Raw genomic sequence first — 17,781 nt, 5'->3', positions numbered from 1 at the left:
TTAGATAAGTTTATTATAACCCATTATGTTCCTCGCTTCAAGAGGACTGCCTGGAGAATCCAGCCCAATATTCATTGTCATATTGATCCACAACTTTTTTTGGTTTATAGAGTTGCTTTTCTCATCGCGATAGATTATAATAACTTTTGCTGTCACCTTAAGTCAGCGAACTAAATACTAAGCGCCCGTGGTCCAATGGATATGACGTAGGCCTCCGGAGCCTGAGATCAAGGTTCGATTCCTTGCGGGCGCGCCATTCTTACCAACAACATCAGCTTATGGCTGATTTTTTTTATTTCCTCGTTTGACCTTTCTTGACCTTTGTTTGATTTTCCGTTATTATGGTTATAGTTTTAATTATAAGGAGGCTGCAGCTCATGAGTTTTATTCCTATGGTTGTTGAACCGGATGCAAGAGGGGAACGCGCCTATGATATTTACTCCCGTCTACTCAAGGACCGCATCATTTTTCTCGGTACTGGGATCAACGATGTTGTAGCCAATTCGATCATCGCACAGCTGTTGTTCTTGGCCGCAAGCGATCCAGACAAAGATATTCATGTGTACATTAACAGCCCCGGAGGCTCGATCACATCGGGGATGGCGATTTACGACACGATGCAGTTCATCAAACCGGACGTATCCACGATTTGCGTGGGCATGGCCGCTTCAATGGGAGCATTCTTGCTCGCTGCCGGCGCCAAGGGCAAACGCTTTGCCCTGCCAAACAGCGAAGTGATGATCCATCAGCCGCTCGGCGGAGCCGAAGGACAGGCCAGCGATATCGAGATCCGCGCGAAGCGCATTCTCAAGTTGCGAGATAAGCTCAACACAATCTTGGCCGAGCGTACCGGACAATCGTTCGAGCGTATCGAGAAAGATACGGACCGCGATAACTTCATGTCAGCGGAAGAAGCAATGGCATATGGTTTGATCGATAAAGTCATCGAACGCGTGTAAACCGCAGCAAGACGAAAGCCCTGAACGGCGAACGAGCCGAAGCAGGGCTTTTTCGTTTACCCCTAATGACTCCCGACAACAATGAAACTCGGCTAACGCTAACAGCGCTTCTGGCTTATTCATCCATGGCTTCATTAGCATCCCCCTGTTAATAAAGGCTCAAGTAACAAAATAAGCGGCCACAGGCCCACAAAAGTTCCGTATGCCAGACTGATTCTTCACTGATGAACCTTGACAGGTCAAGCAAAAAGACCCTTCTCCACCGCTCTTCAAGAGCGATGGAGAAGGGTCTCCATCAGATCCAATTACTCAGCTCGATCATCCAACGGGTAGAAGATCAAATCAATCGGGAATGCAGAACCGGCCGGAGGACTGAATTCGATGTCCAGCGATTCTTCTTTTCCGGTGGTCTTCGCCAGAATTTGCATCCCGTCAAATGCAGTCAGCACGCCGGAGAAAGGCACCATACGAATTTCACCGTTGATTTTGAACGGCCCCTTGAATACCCCGCCCTTCGGAAGGATCATGACTGCCATTTTTCGCGGTTTGTCCGCGTGAATTTTGTAGACGACACCATAGTTACCGTCGTTAAGCACATTTTGACCACGCTGAGGATCATAGCCTGCCTGGAACGGGTCTGCTTTCCCATCCCCAATAATTAGCCGTGATGGCGTTGTGAATGAGCTGGCATCGATGTTCCAGTTCACCTCGGATACCGGGAACGTTCCGCGAACATGGCCGTTAAACGCAAGCTTCGGAAGCTGCAATGTATTCTGCGAGATTTCCGGAGCGACAGCAAACGTAAACTGCACCTGCCCGCTCGTTTCCACATCGTAGAACAAGTTCACCCCTTGATCGGGATAAAAATCCGGGAATTGCTTATACACAAATGTCTTTTGGGGAGGAATCGTCAGCGTTTCGTTAAGCGGATCACCCATTAGGAAATCGACGGTAGCCTCGCTGCCGATCAGATTTGCATAAACCGAAGGCCATACCTCGCCTTTATTGGTCGTTTTGACCGTTACCGGTTTATCAGTCAAGTTGGTTGCCAAAATCGCAAGCGTCAGCTTTTCCTTCGTTCCATTAATATGATCTGCATACAGACGCCCTTTGCCTTCCACGTTGTCTTGATACAAAATCCCTTGTTCCGTGAAGGTTTCCGGACTGTCGCTGACCAGCAGCTTACGGGATCGATCCTCTGTCACCTGCTTAGGCAGTTGAGGAAGCTCCCAAAAATTGCTCCACAGTATGCTCCAGTTAGTCTTGATGTAGCCGCCTACCGGCTTCATGTAAATCGGATATTCTACTGCATTCAGATGTGTTTCATTTGTGATTATAAGATTGCGGGTATAGGGCTCGCTTTTGTTGCCATTGCGATCCCACACCGTCAGCGTTATCGGATAAGTGCCAGGTTTAAAATAGGCCTCTTCTTTCCCCTGCCATTCGTACTTCGGCAGACCTTCCGCATCCGGATCGTAGCTCAGATCCACAAAATTGACCGGCTCACCGATCTTGTAGGTCTGCTTAGCAAACGTAAACTTGGCTACGGGGTTGGAATTGCTTGTATTGGGATCGTAAATTCCCCTTGGAGGATTTACGTAAAGCACATCCACCCGTCTTAGCTCATTGTTATATGTATACTTTGCCCCCATGTAATCAGCCAGCCACGTCAGCTTGATCATCAACTTGCCATTCACGATCGCAGCCACTTCATCAAAATGCTGCCAGTACCCGTTAATCCATACGGATTTGTTGTCGATATCCAGCATGATGCTGTAGCCAGGCGTCTCCATTTGGATCTGCCGCTTCTCGGCGATCCACTGCACTTTCATTCCGAAAGAATCACCCAAAAACTTGGCAGGTACAAATGTCTTGTCTTTCAAAATGGTCGCCGGCGCCTCGAGCGTCACCTGCTCCCCGTTCAAGAAAGCTTCCTGCTTATCAATGTAAAGCAAAACATACGTTGTCCCGGAGGACATCGGCGCTTCTTGCTCTGCAGAAGCCAACGGGGCTGCTGCAAACGAAAGCATCATCGCCATGATCAGTAACAAGGCCAACTCTTTCCTCATCCGCTTCATCTTTCTACTCCTCTTTATGCAGCTCTTCTGGTGTCGTAAGAAAACCACAAACTAGGCCAACCATGCTTTGAGGCCGCGATGCAAAAACAGGTTTTCTTGTGATAAAGAAAGCGTCTGACTTCGCTGCAAAATTTATACTTTCTTTATCTGTAGAAAAACTTCTCATCGAAGTCTTTTCTAAGATGCCGGAACTACAAGATTGCAGAGCAAACCCCGCTTTGCAAGCGGGAGGTTTTTTCCTTCAGCCATCCAAAAAGAGATCCTTTGGATACAGCTTACATGTACTGATGTTATTGAACAACAGAAAAAACCTTTTCCGGCATAAGACACGTCTATATAGACGCGCTGCCCGAAAAAAGGTTGCGCTCTTTCCTGTATTATCTCTGCTTGTACCATTGAAACGGAAGAGAGAGCCGCTGAAGAAAAAAAGCTTCCTTATCGGAAGCCATAGCTGTTATTATTGGTTTTCCAATTCCTCTTTGCTCACCAATGTAACTAACGCGGTCACAGCCTGTTCTGCGTCCGAACCTTCTGCACTTATGTGCACTTCAGTCCCTGTGCTGATCGCGAGGCTCATAATCCCCATGATGCTCTTGGCATTCACTTTTTTCTCGTCCTTCTCCACAAAAATTTCCGAAGAAAACTTATTCGCTTCTTGCACGAAAAGTGCCGCCGGTCTGGCATGAAGGCCTGTTTTTAATTTGACGACTACTGGGCGTCTCGACATGCAACCAATACCCCCTACAATCTTTAAATTCCCAAAGGATGAAGGGCAGAACGCCCTAAGAGTAAATGAATTCACCGTCCCATCAAGGAAAGACGGTATTCCGAAACGATCCAGAACGGAAGCCTCACTTAGGCTGTTTCCGTTTACAATCGTTACAATTCGATTTGTCAATCATTATATCATTTTTCGGCAGTTTACACTAGAAATTTTGAAAACTTACACAAAAAATCTACATTTGGTCAAGTTTCGTCAGGTTTTCCGCAGTTTTTCTGCGAGTTCATCAATTTTTCTTAAACGATGATTGACACCGGATTTACTGACTTGACCCTTCAGCAGGTCACCGACTTCTTTCAGATTCATATCGGGATGCTTCAAACGGATCTCCGCAACCTCCCGAAGCTTATCCGGCAAATTATTGAGACCGAGCTCTTTTTGCAAAAGCCGAATATTATCGATCTGCCGCACTGCTGCACCTATGGTTTTGTTCAAATTGGCCGTTTCACAATTGACCAGCCGATTCACGGAATTTCGCATGTCCTTCATAATACGCACATCCTCAAACCGCAGTAAAGCCTGATGCGCCCCAATTAAGCTTAGAAATTCAATGATTTTCTCGCCTTCCTTGATATAAAGAACAAAACCCTTTTTCCGCTCTATACAGCGGGCATTCAGATCAAATTCATTGGCCAATCGGCACAATGATTGGCAGTGCTCTTCATACATCGAATAAATTTCCAAATGATACGAGGAACCCTCCGGATTGTTGACGGATCCTCCCGCGAGGAAAGCTCCCCGCAGATAAGCCCGTTTGCAGCAGCCTCTTTTAATAATATCCGATTCTATGCCCGGAGTGAAAAGGAAACCCTCGGAGACGATCTGCAGCTCCTTCAAAATCTCCTGCACCTGATTGGGAACACGCACAATATATACGTTGTTCTTCTTAAGCCTCATTTTTTTGCGGACCAGTAGCTCCGTGTGCACCTGAAACGATTTTTTGAGAAGAGAATAAATTCGCCTTGCGATCGCAGCGTTCTCCGTTGAGACATCCAGTACAATTTTCTGGCTGGAAACCTGCACAGCACCATTCATACGAATGAGGGCCGACAGCTCCGCCTTCTCGCAGCAGCGCTCCGATTCCATCAGAGTTAGCTCTTTTTTCGTTTGGGCGGCGAAGGACATGGTAATCACCTCTTCTTGAACATCCAGCTCTCCACCAGTTGATAAATGTGCTGACTTAGCTTTTCCGCATCGTGTCGCAAATAAGTTCGGAACAAGACGAGACGGTCGGCGATCACCTTGTAGCCTTGCTTCATCACTTCATCCAGATCTAGCTGCACGACTTTCGCGCCTTGTTCGGCATATCTGTTCTGTATCTTTACGGGAATCTCTTCATTGTTCACAATGACATAATCGAATAAATCGTGCCCGACATGATCTCGAACCGCTTTCAAATGATCGCTGACTTTGTAGTCATCCGTTTCCCCGGGTTGGGTCATCACATTACAAATAAATATCTTCAGCGCATTGGATGACAGAATCGTCTCGGCGATTTCCGGTACCAATAAATTCGGCAAAATGCTGGTATATAAACTCCCCGGACCTACCAGAATAGCATCTGCCTGCCGAAGAGCCTCCAGAGCTTCCGGAAGGGCACGTACGTCGGCCGGCTCGATGGATACACGACGGATGACGCCACCCGCTAGCGGGATCTTTGACTCACCCTCCACGAAGGTACCGTCCTCCATCTCCGCTTTAAGCACAATCGATTGGTCGGAAGCCGGAAGAACACGGCCGCGAACGGCCAGTACACGGCTCAACTCCCGCACACCGGTGACGAAATCTCCGGTAATATCTCGCATTGCAGCCAACATTAGATTACCCAAACTGTGTCCGGCCAATCCATTCCCTTTATCAAAACGATATTCGAGCAATTGACCGAGCAGCGGCTCCACATCCGCCAGCGCAGTCAACACATTGCGAATATCGCCGGGGGGGATTATCTCAAGCTCGGAACGCAAAATACCCGAGCTCCCTCCGTCATCAGCTACAGTAACGATAGCCGTAATATCCATGGGCTTCAGTTTTAGTCCGCGAAGCATCACCGACAGGCCCGTTCCCCCACCAATGACAACAATACGCGGCCTGTAGTTTTCTCTTTCGTGGACAAGTGTCATCTCTTCACCTCAACCCGATCTCGTTCCGAATCCCGGTGAGTGATTCTGATAACCTCCGTTTCGCTATTACCCATCATTTTACCTAAGTATTCCGCAATAGCAACCGAGCGGTGCTTACCGCCGGTACAACCAATACCGACGACGACCTGACTCTTGCCTTCCTTTTTGTACTGCGGAACGAGGAAATGCAGCATATCGAGAAGCTTCGCCAGAAACTCCTGCGTCTCCGTCCATTTCATAACATAATCATACACTTCGGGATCCTGGCCGGTGTTCGGACGTAAGTTATCGACATAATGCGGGTTGGGCAAAAAACGCACGTCAAAGATCAAATCGGCATCAATCGGAATTCCGTATTTAAAGCCAAATGAGATTACATTTATAGATATGCCGCCTACCTCCAGATTGGTGAAACGAGACACGATCTTCTCTTTAAGTTGGGCGGGCTTCAACGTACTGCTGTCGATGACTTGGGTGGCGTGACCTTTTAACTCTTCCAGCAGCTTCCGCTCTTGCTGGATCCCTTCAAGCGGGGCACCTGTCGGAGCGAGAGGATGCTTGCGCCGGCTTTCCTTATACCTTTGAACCAGAACGGAGTCCGTCGCATCGAGGAACAATATTTCGTGAGTTAACGTGTAGTTTTCATTAATATATCGAAGCGATTCCGACAGCGAAGTGAAGAACTCACGGCCACGGAGATCGATCACAAGCGCAACTTTGCCGATTCTACCTTTGGACTGCTCAATCAACTCGGCAAATTTTGGAATCAAAATCGGAGGAAGGTTATCCACGCAGAAAAAACCCAAGTCCTCCAAGCTCTGCACCGCAATCGTTTTACCAGCTCCGGACATGCCTGTGATAATAACCAGTTTACCGAGGGTTTGTATATTTTCCATGGGGTTCTTCTCCTTCCGTGCTCAGAAGACCCGAAGGACGGATCGGCTCGGAGCTATCCCCGCAGATTGAGACCTGCGGCACCAACAACACCGGCATCGTTACCCAGAACGGCCGGGACGATGTCCACGCCTTCCTGTGCGGTTTCTTGAGCGTACTCTCTGTAGTATTTACGAATAGCGTCAAATAGGATGTCGCCCGCTTTGGATACCCCTCCACCGACGATGAACCGCTGAGGGTTCAAGATGACGGATACTGCAGCCATTGATTTGCCGAGATACAAGGCAGCACGGTTAATAATACGCAGCGCCGTTTCGTCACCGGTTTTGGCTGCATCGAACACGTCCTTGGCCATGATGTTCTCCACGAGAGCCAAAGAAGTATGCTCGCCTCGTTCCACCGCTTCTTTCGCCATACGGATGATCCCCGTTGCTGAAGAAACAGTCTCCAAGCAGCCTTTTTTGCCGCACCCGCAATCGATGGCCTCCAGGTCCGGAACAACAACCATATGCCCCAGCTCGCCGGCCATACCATTAAAGCCTTGGTAAATTCGGCTATGAATGATGATCCCACCGCCGACACCCGTTCCAAGAGTATAGCAAACGACATTTGGGATATTTTCGCCTGCGCCGGCCCATGCTTCGCCGAGGGCGGCAACATTGGCGTCATTGTCAATTTTCACAGTTTTGCCAAGCTTTTCTTCAAGGATTTTTTTCACAGGTACATTGCGCCAGCCCAGGTTCGGAGAAAGCTTAATGAAGCCTTCGGAAATATCCATAAATCCGGCAATTCCCGCTCCAATTCCACCAACCTGATCCCACTCGTAGGCGGACTCGGCCACCAGCTTGCGCACATACTGTGCGATATTCTCCAGCACCACGTCGGCGCCGTGTTCGGTACCGGTCGGGCCTTCGTACGAGAGCAGCAGTTTGCCCTGCTCATCACACAAACCAACCTTAATTGTGGTACCTCCCAAATCGACTCCAACGTATACTTGATGTCCCACTTCTTAATCACCTCATACAAGATTGCCATCTATATCTTCACATGACCTCGGAATACCTTATAATATAACGCTTCTCGGTCCATATGCATTGTCTCTTGTTCCAACTATAAGCCAACCTATACAAGAGGTCAAGATAGGGCCAAAGAAAAAAAACGCGGAACCAAAGTTCCACGTTCAATCGATTAGAGAGACTTGCTCCAATCGTGCACCATATGTCCCTCAAGAAACTTTTCGCAATCCAGAGCAGCCATACAACCGCTGCCGGCAGCCGTAATCGCTTGGCGATATTTGCTGTCCTGTACGTCGCCGCAGGCGAATACGCCTTCCACGTTCGTCAAGGATGAACCCGGCTTCGCGAGAATGTAGCCCACTTCGTCAGTTACGATTTGCCCGTCGAGGAAATCCGTATTCGGCTTATGGCCGATCGCTACGAAAATGCCGTCGGTTTCGATAATTTCTTCTTGACCGGTTTCGTTGTTCTTCACTTTCAGACCGGTAACGCCTTTATCGCCAGATATGACCTCCAGCGGCGTACGGTTCAAGCTCCAAGCAATCTTTTCGTTCTCACGCGCGCGATCCTGCATGATTTTGGAAGCGCGCAGTTCGTCTCTGCGGTTGACAACACGCACTTCTGTTGCAAATCGTGTCAGAAAGTTTGCTTCTTCCATCGCCGAGTCGCCACCGCCGACCACGATAATCTTCTTGCCGCGGAAGAAAAAGCCGTCGCAGGTTGCGCAGGTGCTAACGCCGCGTCCCATACTTTCCTTCTCGTTCTTAATACCGAGCAGCTTCGCCGACGCACCCGTGGAGATGATCAGCGATTCCGCTACAATGTCACCAAGTCCTTCTACATTGAGCTTGAATGGACGTTCGGAAAGATCCACTTTATTTACCCAACCGGTTTTGAACTCAGCGCCGAAGCGTTCTGCTTGCTTGCGCATGTTGGCCATCAATTCCGGCCCCATAATGCCTTCAGGAAACCCTGGGAAATTTTCCACATCGGTTGTTGTCGTAAGCTGGCCACCCGGCTCCGGACCTTCGATAATGAGCGGGTTTAGGTTGGCGCGTGCCAAGTAAATGGCTGCTGTCAATCCGGCAGGGCCGGTTCCGATTACGATTGATTTGTACATTATGGTTTCCTCCCAATCGACTGCAACTGCTGAGCCGCTTTCTTACGGCTGGTTGTCAGCGTATTTTTCTATACCTTATATTAATCTTAGGACTCCAGGCTTGCAAACTTGTTGAAGATGGCATCCATCTTTTCTTTTAGTCCGCAGGCTTCATCAATCATTTTCGCGTTCTTGCTGACCGTAGCCACCGATACACCATAGCGTTCCGCCGTTTCCTGATAGCTGACGGGACGGCGGTGCATCTTCGCAATCAAGTATTCCAGCGCGGCTGCCCAGCCCTCGACTTTGGTGATTTTGGGCACGCTCGGAAATACTCTGGATAAGTATTCTACCCAGAGGGTTTGTAAATCGTACTGCTGCACCATATCATAGCGGCGGAACATATGCCGCATCGCCGTCTCCATCACCTGCTGCCATTTGGGCTCCCAAATCGGAAGTCCCGGGGCAAAGGGCGATGGCGCGACCGTGGTCTGACTTCCCTCCAGCACCGCCGTCAGTGGTTCCTTCACACCGATACTCCGAAGCACGAAGATGGCTACCTTTTTCAGATAGTCATCTTCGTTCGGTTGTCCGATAAATTCGAGAAGCGCATCCTTCACTTCATCGTCCGCGATCAAGCCAAACGCTTGAATGACCTGCAGCTTTGTATGGGTATCCCCGTGCCGCAGCGCCCAGAAAAAGGATGAACGCACCAACGGATCGCGCTTCAGGTGCTCCGGCATGCCGTTCTCCGAACGCTCCACTCCCCGGAATTGTTCCTCAAACGGCAGATGATAATGATAGCTTACAGATGGCTTCACCGATTCGTCCCAATTCTTCTTGAGCAAATTCAAATAAAACTTTGGAATTTCCGAACCCGGATCGAACTTCTCGGCCTGCCGCCACCAACGCTCCGCTTCCTCATAACGCCCCGTATTGTATGCGGCCACGGCGGTATAGTGACACAGGGAGGGATCGAGACCTACTTCCCCGTTCTTCAAAAGACGCTTGAACAGCAGATACGCTTTCTCATGCTCGCTTAGAATCCCCATCGTTGTGGCGAGCTTAAACGCATGCTCCTGATGGAAAGGATAGGTTTTGCGAAGCATCTCAAGCAGCCCGGACAAATTCTCTATATCACCAAAGTGCTGATAGAATATCGCCAGATTGCACAAGGCGTGCAAATTGCCTGGTTCCAGCTCCAGCACTTGGCCAATCATATCGACAGACTTCTCGAAGTGCCCCATATAATAGTAGGCCAAAGCCAGGTTATTGCGTGCGGCCATGAAATCGGGATGCTTGCGAATAATCTTCTCCAGCACCCGAACGGCTTCTGAGAATCGGCCTTCTTCCAGCATCGAACGGGCCCGGTCGTGCTCGAACAGCCCTTCCTGGCTCTTGATCGTCGTCAGCTTGGTAGGTCGGTCGAGCTCATAGCTTAGCAGCTCCATCATTTCCTCGGATTCTTCTAAAAACTGTCCGTTCGGATCATTCTCCAAGTAATGAATAATCGCTTCCTCAGCCGATTCATAGTTCTCCATATTTGCAAAATTGTTCGCCATATAAAAATAGCATTCCGTCATCGAAGGATCGATTCGTTCAAGCACATGCTGCAAAATGCGGTTGGATTCCTCATAATTTCCCATCTCGGACAGAAGCCCGGCCAAGTTGCAGTGATTCACCGGATTTTCCGGCTCATATTCGGCCGCGCGACGAAAATACTTCAATGCCTTATCATAATGATAACGGTCCAAGGACTGAACGGCTTTTTCGAAAAAGAACGTGGCATCCATCTTCATCGGTACGACATTGCTGTGCTTGGGCATCGCACGTTTTTTCTTTTCCATTAATAAGGCACCTCCATGACCCGACCGGAATTCATGAGAAACCCTTCCTGAACGTGATTCGCAAGGCACTCTCTCAATCGCCGGAGTTAATAATGATTCTTAAGTATACCACAAGATGACCCCAAACCGTAAGATCCTGTTCGTAGGGGTCATCTGGTAAATCATTAAAATGAATTATACGCCGCCGTATTTAAACAATGAACTGAGCGATCCTCCGGACATAATAATATTAATGGCATCCGACAGCAAATTGGCGACAGTCAGCACTTGGAATCTGGACGAATGGTCATCCGGTATGGCGATGGAGTCGGTGATGACACACTCTTTGATGTTCGGATGGTCCAGACGCAGCAGCGCCGGTCCCGAGAACACCGGGTGAGTTGCGCACACGTAAGCGTCGTTCGCTCCTCGCTCCTTAAGGCCTTCAACAACATTGACGATCGTCGTTCCCGTGTCGATCAAATCCTCAATGATGATCGGCGTTCTTCCTTCAACTTCGCCGATGACATGCGTGATCACCGCTTCATTATGCGCGGGTCTTTTCTTGATCATCATTGCGAACGGCGCATCGAGAATGTTGGCCATTTTCTCCGCCGTCGTTGCCCGTCCCGCATCAGGAGAAACGATAATCGGGTTCGGAATGTTTTTCTTCTTAATATAATCACTGATCAAATCCAGCGCCGTCAAATGGTCCACCGGAATATTGAAAAAGCCTTGAATCGCCGGTGCATGCAGATCGATCGTGATGACACGATCCGCACCCGCTGCCGTCAGCAGGTCTGCCACCAGCTTAGCCGAGATCGGTTCACGGGGAGCGGCTTTACGCTCTTGGCGGGAATAACCATAGTAAGGAACGACAAGGTTGATCGTTCTCGCCGATGCCCGTTTGGCGGCGTCCATCATCACGAGAAGCTCCATGAAATTCTCGTTGATCGAATGGGAAAAGGTCTGCACCAAGAATACGTCGCAGTTCCGGATGCTTTCTTCATAGAGACAGTAGATTTCCCCGCTCTTGAAACGGGACAGCTTGATCTGACCGAGCGGCACGCCAAGCTCCTTACAAATGCGCTCCGCCAATTTCGGATTGGACGAACCCGAAAAAATCTTCATTTTGTCGCTATACATGGTTACCTCCGCTTTGTGCTATGTTTCATGGGTCATCAAACGACGCCTCAAGTATTGCAATAAATGGTATTTTAGATCATTTTAAAACGTTTGCTTTCCCATTATACATCATATTTGTCGAATCCAATAGGCACCATATGGCGTTTCCGGCCCTTAAATGTGGCTAATTCGTTAAAACCGACTTCACGAAGCAAGACCACGGCCTGATCGAGGTACTGTCCCAAGCGCTCCGGCTGGTGAGCGTCCGATCCGACGGTAAGCGGAATGCCCAGCTTCAGCGCGTACTCCAGCATCCGGCGGCTCGGGAACATTTCGTTTACCGGCATACGCAGGCCGCTTGCATTAAGCTCAATCGCCATGCCTGCCGCCTTCACAACCTCCAGTGCTTGGCGCTCGAGGTGCTCTACGCTCTGCTCCGGTTTAAAGCCGAACCGCTTGATCACGTCGATATGACCGATGTAATCATAAAAGCCGGTTTTAATAGCTTTGCCGACCGCATCATAGTACCGCTCATACACCTCGTAAGCGTCCCGCTCCTTCCAACCGTCGGTTTGACGATAGTCGGTAATATCCCACTCACCGAGAAAATGCACGGAGCCGATCACATAATCCCAAGGATAGGCTTGAATGATCCGCTGAATTTCGTCTTCATAGCCTTCGATGTAGTCTCCTTCGAGTCCTACACGAATGTCGATCCGGTCTTTATATTTTTGCTGCAGCTTCAGCGCTTCTTCGACATATTGCGGCAGCTCTTCCATGGGCATGGCCATGCCGGGATAATAAGTTGCCGGATCTACATGCAGTAAGGGCATGTGATCGGACAGCCCAAGCTGGGTCAGTCCGATCTCAATGCCCTTCAGCACATATTCCTCCAATTCACCCGACGCATGCCCGCACCTTACATGGTGCGTATGATAATCAATGCGCATAGAGCGGCTCTCCCTTACTCGTTGCTCGGCGAGCGATTCATTATTGGAAATCTATCCTAAGCTTTACTTGTTGTGACGGCGATCGAGTTCTTTCATCAGCTCATCCAGCGGCAGTTTTCTCTCACGAAGCAGAACCAAGAGGTGGAAGATCAAATCGCTGGCTTCACAGCGCAGCTCGTCGTTGTCCTTGTTTTTGGCCGCGATAATAACCTCTGCCGTTTCCTCGCCAACCTTTTTCAAAATCTTGTCGACGCCTTTCTCAAACAAATAAGTCGTATAAGCGCCCTCCGGACGCTCGGCATCGCGCTGCGCAATAACCGATTCCAGCGTGCTGAGCATGGCAAAGCGATCCTTCATTGCGTCTTCGGACGCCGGTTTTTCAGCCTGCTCGGCCAAAGCCCCGATCCGGACATCGTTATAGAAGCAGTTGTAGCTGCCCGTATGACACGCAGGACCCGTTTGGGCAACCTGCACCAGCAGCGTATCCCCATCGCAGTCGTATTTCAGCGCCTTTACCTTCTGGATATGACCGCTTGTAGCCCCTTTATGCCAAAGTTCGCTGCGCGAGCGGCTCCAGAACCAGGTTTCGCCCGATTCCAAGGTTGCCTTCAGCGAATCCTCGTTCATGTAGGCCATCATCAGAACCTCTTTGCTGACCGCGTCCTGAACAATCGCCGGCACTAACCCGCTGCCGTCCCATTTAATGCCCGCCAGCAAAGCCTCCACGTTATCCACCAACGTCTGTTGTTGTCCACTCATCGTACTTCCACTCCTTTGCCCCTGAGGTCATCCTTAACCTCTTCAATCGTCATTTCTTTATAGTGAAAAATGGTCGCGGCCAAACCTGCATCGGCCTTGCCTTCCGCGAATACCTCGTAAAAATGCTCCTTCTTCCCTGCTCCGCCTGATGCGATGACAGGAATCGTCACCAGCTCTGACACGGCCTTCGTCAAAGGAAGATCAAACCCGTCCTTCGTACCATCCGCATCCATGCTGGTCAGGAGAATCTCCCCTGCTCCAAGCTGTTCCACCCGCTTAACCCATTCGAGAGCCCGAATGCCTGTGCCGGTCCGTCCACCATGGGTGAATACTTCCCACTCGCCCCACTCGGCATTGTAACGGGCGTCGACCGCGACCACGATGCACTGCGATCCGAACCGGCGTGCGCCGTCGGACACCAGTTGAGGATTCCTGACCGCGGCGGTGTTGATTCCGATTTTATCCGCACCTGCCCTAAGCAGCCGTTTCATATCGTCCACGCTGGCAATGCCGCCGCCTACCGTGAACGGAATCGTGATTTCTCCAGCCGTTTTTTGCACCACTTCAACCATCGTGGCACGGCCTTCATGCGAAGCGGAAATATCGAGGAAGACAAGCTCGTCTGCCCCCTCGCGATCATAGATCGAAGCCAGCTCCACCGGGTCTCCGGCATCGCGCAAATTTACAAAATTAACTCCCTTGACGACCCGTCCGTCCTTAACGTCAAGGCAGGGAATAATCCGTTTGGCCAGCATTACTGTACCCCTTTCTCTGCCGTAAAGCCGCCTCGCTCTCCAACGGGCGGCACTCGTTCACGATCAGCTATACCAGGCCGTGCGCTTCCTCCAGCTTGATGCTGCCGGTGTACAGCGCCTTCCCGACGATGGCACCGCCGACACCCTCGGATGCGTGCTGCGCGAGACGCTTCAAATCGTCGTATTGGCTAACGCCTCCCGACGCAATCACGGTCTGTCCCGACACCTTAGCCAAGTGCACGATCGCCTCCACGTTCGGACCGCCCATCATGCCGTCACGGGAAATATCCGTGAAAATGAACGTACGGGCTCCTTCCCGGGCCAGCTCCACCGCAAGCTCATCCGCTTTGACTGCGGACGTTTCCAGCCAGCCGCGCGTAGCAACGTAGCCGTCACGGGCATCCAGTCCGATGGCTACCTTATCCCCGTGCTTCGCCAGCACGCGGTTCACGAATTCACGGTTTTCAATCGCAGCCGTGCCGAGTATAATGCGCGATACGCCGAGCGAGAGCACATGGTCCACGTCCTCCTCCGTGCGCAAGCCGCCTCCGATCTGCACCGGAACCTGAACGGATCGAGCGATGTCGCCGATCAGCTTATCGTTCACAGGATAGCCCGCTTTGGCTCCGTCCAGGTCCACCAAGTGAATCCACTTCGCGCCCTGCGCTTCCCAAGCTTTAGCCACTTCTAACGGATTTTCGTTATACACCGTTTCCTGATTGTAATCTCCCTGAATCAGTCGTACGCACTTGCCCCCGCGAATATCGATAGCGGGATAAATAATAAATGAAGACATGGACTGTTCCTCCATCTTGGAATCTTATATGTACAGGCTGCAAACAAGGAATTCGTTCCCCCGCAGGAAGCAGCCTGCTTGTGCCTCATTATCCTACAACCTGTTTCTTATTGCACAGATTCAAAAAGTTGCCGAGCAGCTGCATGCCGACCGGCCCGCTTTTCTCGGGATGAAACTGCATGCCATACACGTTCCCGCGGCCGACAACCGCCGTGACCTGTTGATGATAATCCGTCGTGGCCAGCAGATCTTCCTTCCGCTCGGGAAGCGCGTGATAGGAGTGAACGAAGTAGACGTGACCCTCCTCTAAACCTTGGAGCAGCGGGTTCGGCTGCTTGAACGACAGCTTGTTCCAGCCCATATGAGGCACCTTATAGCCGCCGCGGAAGCGGACGACTTCGCCCGGCAGCAGGTTCAATCCTTCATGCACGCCGTGCTCCTCGCTCTTACTGAACAGCAGCTGCATCCCAAGACAAATACCCAGCAGCGGCTTTCCGCTTTGCGCGTAACGCACTACGGCTTCGTCCAGCTTGGAATCGCGCAGATGCTCCATGGCATCGCCGAACGCGCCTACTCCGGGAAGGATCGCTCCTTCCGCCTCCATCAACTCGCGCTCGTCAGCCGTAACCAATGCGCTGTAGCCAAGACGCTCCACCGCTGAACGGACGCTGTGCAGATTGCCCATGCCGTAATCGATGATCGCGATCATGGCTTACAGAACCCCTTTCGTGGACGGTACGCCCTGTACGCGCGGGTCGATGCTCGTTGCTTCGTCCAATGCGCGGCCAAGCGCCTTAAATACCGCTTCGATCATATGGTGCGTATTGTGCCCGTAATGCACGATGACGTGCAGTGTAATGCGGGCTTCCAGCGCGAATTTCCAAAGAAATTCATGCACCAGCTCCGTCGTAAAGCTGCCCACTGTTCCAGATGGATACTCGGCACGATACTCCAGATGCGGTCGGTTGCTGATGTCGATCACAACCTGTGCCAGCGCCTCATCCATCGGAACGAACACGCTCGCATAGCGTTTGATCCCCTTCTTGTCGCCCAGCGCTTCCCGCAGCGTTTGCCCAAGGCAGATACCGATATCCTCTACCGTATGGTGATCGTCGATTTCCACATCGCCCCTGGCATCCACCTTCAGATCAAACTGGCCGTGCTTCGTAAACAAATCAAGCATATGATTCAAAAATGGCACATCGGTCTCGATCTCGGATACACCCGAGCCGTCGACGGCGAAGCCCAGCTTAATGTCGGTTTCATTCGTTTTGCGCGCGATCTCTGCCCGGCGCCCTGCTCCCTGAAAATCTTGTTCAGCCACGAGAGTTCCCTTCTTTCTCCAAACGAATTTGAATTGCCCGCGCGTGCGCGTCCAACCCTTCATGACGAGCAAGTGAAATAATTTGATCGCCGTCCCGCAACAACGCTTCCTTGCTGTAATAGATGACGCTCGATTTCTTCATAAAATCATCCACATTGAGCGGTGATGAGAACCGCGCCGTACCGTTCGTCGGCAGCACATGGTTCGGTCCGGCAAAATAATCACCGACCGGCTCGGAGCTGTAAGGCCCAAGGAAAATGGCGCCTGCATTCTCAATCCGGCTCAAATATTGAAACGGCTCCCGCACGATAATTTCCAAATGCTCCGGCGCCAAGTGATTGACTGCATCAATACCTTCGTCGAGAGCGGCCACCGTCAGAATCGCTCCGTAATCGCGAATCGACTTCGCGGCAATCTCGCGCCGCGGCAGCTCGTGCAGCTGGCGTTCTACCTCTACGCGGACCGCTTCGGCCAACGGCTCTGATGTCGTGATCAAGATCGCCGAGGCCATCTCGTCGTGCTCCGCCTGAGAGAGCAGATCCGCAGCCACGTAAGCAGGATCGGCAGTCTCGTCTGCCAGCACAACAATCTCGCTCGGCCCGGCAATGCTGTCGATATCGACGGCGCCGAACACATACCGTTTAGCCAATGCCACATAGATATTGCCCGGCCCAACGATTTTGTCCGCAGCCGGAATCGATTCCGTTCCATAAGCGAGCGCCGCCACCGCCTGCGCTCCGCCAACGCGATAGATCTCGCTGACGCCCGCTTCCGCAGCCGCTACCAGAATATGCGGGTTAATGCCCTCGGCTCCGGCGGTTGCCGGCGGGGTCACCATCACAATCTCCGGCACTCCTGCGACCTGAGCAGGAATGGCGTTCATCAGCACCGAAGACGGATACGCCGCCTTGCCCCCCGGCACATAAAGACCTACCCGCCGCAGCGGGCGGATCACTTGGCCGAGGATCGTGCCGTCGGCCTGCAAATCCATCCACGAGGAACGCATTTGCTTCTCGTGGAATTTCCGAACATTCACCGCAGCGGCGCGAATGGCCGACAAAAATTCCTCGTCCACCTCGTCGTATGCGGCCTCGATCTCCTCTTTCGTCACGCGCAGCTCGTCCACGCGAACGCCGTCAAACTGCTGCGCAAATTTCCGCAGCGCGGTATCCCCGTCCCGGCGCACCTCTTCGATGATCTGCCGGACGCTCTCGTTCTGCTCCGAGGAGCCGTACTCGACCTCCCGCTTCAGCGAAAACTCCGATGCAGGCATAACCCTCATATTCCCTGCCCCCTTAT

General features: G+C 51.3%; 17 protein-coding genes and 1 tRNA gene. 2 read left to right on the top strand and 16 right to left on the bottom strand.

The features are described from left to right. Positions 1-181 precede the first annotated feature (181 nt). Together JOE45_RS17210 and clpP are read left to right on the top strand one after the other, a co-directional pair. Positions 182-256, top strand: a tRNA-Arg gene (locus tag JOE45_RS17210). 121 nt (positions 257-377) lie between these two features. Then, a complete protein-coding gene (gene clpP, locus JOE45_RS17205; protein WP_210023148.1) occupies positions 378-959 on the top strand; it encodes an ATP-dependent Clp endopeptidase proteolytic subunit ClpP in 582 nt (193 codons plus the stop codon). 305 nt (positions 960-1,264) lie between these two features. On the opposite strand, the gene JOE45_RS17200 is transcribed toward clpP, so the two are convergent. The 16 genes from JOE45_RS17200 to hisD all read right to left on the bottom strand — a co-directional run bounded on the left by JOE45_RS17200 (position 1,265) and on the right by hisD (position 17,764). Further along, on the bottom strand, positions 1,265-3,037 hold the full coding sequence (locus tag JOE45_RS17200; protein WP_210023149.1) for a stalk domain-containing protein: 1,773 nt from the start codon (positions 3,035-3,037) through the stop codon (positions 1,265-1,267). Positions 3,038-3,494: 457 nt separating this feature from the next. Continuing rightward, positions 3,495-3,764 (bottom strand): HPr family phosphocarrier protein, encoded by a 270-nt coding sequence (locus JOE45_RS17195; RefSeq protein ID WP_210023150.1) that lies wholly within the window; start codon positions 3,762-3,764, stop codon positions 3,495-3,497. 249 nt (positions 3,765-4,013) lie between these two features. Beyond that, on the bottom strand, positions 4,014-4,943 hold the full coding sequence (gene whiA / locus JOE45_RS17190; RefSeq protein WP_210023151.1) for a DNA-binding protein WhiA: 930 nt from the start codon (positions 4,941-4,943) through the stop codon (positions 4,014-4,016). Positions 4,944-4,948: 5 nt separating this feature from the next. Then, positions 4,949-5,938 carry a gluconeogenesis factor YvcK family protein gene (locus JOE45_RS17185; RefSeq protein ID WP_210023152.1) on the bottom strand — a complete coding sequence of 330 codons (990 nt, stop codon included), beginning with the start codon at positions 5,936-5,938 and terminating at the stop codon, positions 4,949-4,951. After that, positions 5,935-6,834 carry an RNase adapter RapZ gene (gene rapZ / locus JOE45_RS17180; RefSeq protein WP_210023153.1) on the bottom strand — a complete coding sequence of 300 codons (900 nt, stop codon included), beginning with the start codon at positions 6,832-6,834 and terminating at the stop codon, positions 5,935-5,937. Before rapZ ends, JOE45_RS17185 begins: the two co-directional genes overlap by 4 nt. A 53-nt stretch (positions 6,835-6,887) precedes the next feature. Further along, positions 6,888-7,838: an ROK family glucokinase gene (locus JOE45_RS17175; RefSeq protein WP_210023154.1), complete on the bottom strand. Its 951-nt coding sequence runs from the start codon at positions 7,836-7,838 to the stop codon at positions 6,888-6,890. Between the two features lie 182 nt (positions 7,839-8,020). Further along, positions 8,021-8,968 carry a thioredoxin-disulfide reductase gene (gene trxB / locus JOE45_RS17170; RefSeq protein ID WP_210023155.1) on the bottom strand — a complete coding sequence of 316 codons (948 nt, stop codon included), beginning with the start codon at positions 8,966-8,968 and terminating at the stop codon, positions 8,021-8,023. An 86-nt stretch (positions 8,969-9,054) separates the two neighbouring features. Further along, complete coding sequence (locus JOE45_RS17165; protein ID WP_210023156.1) at positions 9,055-10,794, bottom strand: tetratricopeptide repeat protein; 1,740 nt, start codon at positions 10,792-10,794, stop codon at positions 9,055-9,057. Positions 10,795-10,968: 174 nt separating this feature from the next. After that, entirely contained in the window at positions 10,969-11,919 is a 951-nt protein-coding gene (locus JOE45_RS17160) for a ribose-phosphate diphosphokinase (protein ID WP_210023157.1), read from the bottom strand. A 101-nt stretch (positions 11,920-12,020) separates the two neighbouring features. After that, on the bottom strand, positions 12,021-12,848 hold the full coding sequence (hisJ, locus tag JOE45_RS17155; RefSeq protein ID WP_210023158.1) for a histidinol-phosphatase HisJ: 828 nt from the start codon (positions 12,846-12,848) through the stop codon (positions 12,021-12,023). 63 nt (positions 12,849-12,911) lie between these two features. After that, positions 12,912-13,607 carry a bifunctional phosphoribosyl-AMP cyclohydrolase/phosphoribosyl-ATP diphosphatase HisIE gene (gene hisIE, locus JOE45_RS17150; protein WP_210023159.1) on the bottom strand — a complete coding sequence of 232 codons (696 nt, stop codon included), beginning with the start codon at positions 13,605-13,607 and terminating at the stop codon, positions 12,912-12,914. Beyond that, positions 13,604-14,362, bottom strand: coding sequence for an imidazole glycerol phosphate synthase subunit HisF (gene hisF / locus JOE45_RS17145; protein WP_210023160.1), 759 nt, complete (start codon positions 14,360-14,362; stop codon positions 13,604-13,606). The genes hisIE and hisF overlap by 4 nt, the downstream gene beginning before the upstream one ends. 67 nt (positions 14,363-14,429) lie before the next feature. After that, the gene (hisA, locus tag JOE45_RS17140) at positions 14,430-15,158 is read right to left on the bottom strand and encodes a 1-(5-phosphoribosyl)-5-[(5-phosphoribosylamino)methylideneamino]imidazole-4-carboxamide isomerase (protein ID WP_210023161.1); all 729 of its coding nucleotides are present in this window, start codon (positions 15,156-15,158) and stop codon (positions 14,430-14,432) included. Positions 15,159-15,246: 88 nt separating this feature from the next. Next, positions 15,247-15,867 (bottom strand): imidazole glycerol phosphate synthase subunit HisH, encoded by a 621-nt coding sequence (gene hisH, locus JOE45_RS17135; RefSeq protein WP_210023162.1) that lies wholly within the window; start codon positions 15,865-15,867, stop codon positions 15,247-15,249. Positions 15,868-15,870: 3 nt separating this feature from the next. After that, positions 15,871-16,482, bottom strand: coding sequence for an imidazoleglycerol-phosphate dehydratase HisB (gene hisB / locus JOE45_RS17130; RefSeq protein WP_210023163.1), 612 nt, complete (start codon positions 16,480-16,482; stop codon positions 15,871-15,873). Then, positions 16,475-17,764, bottom strand: a complete 1,290-nt coding sequence (gene hisD, locus JOE45_RS17125) for a histidinol dehydrogenase (RefSeq protein WP_210023164.1) — start codon at positions 17,762-17,764, stop codon at positions 16,475-16,477. Before hisD ends, hisB begins: the two co-directional genes overlap by 8 nt. Positions 17,765-17,781 lie beyond the last annotated feature (17 nt).

This window comes from Paenibacillus sp. PvR098, assembly GCF_017833255.1.
Classification (GTDB): Bacteria; Bacillota; Bacilli; order Paenibacillales; family NBRC-103111; genus Paenibacillus_G.
This window is presented reverse-complemented; position numbering and strand designations above follow the sequence as displayed.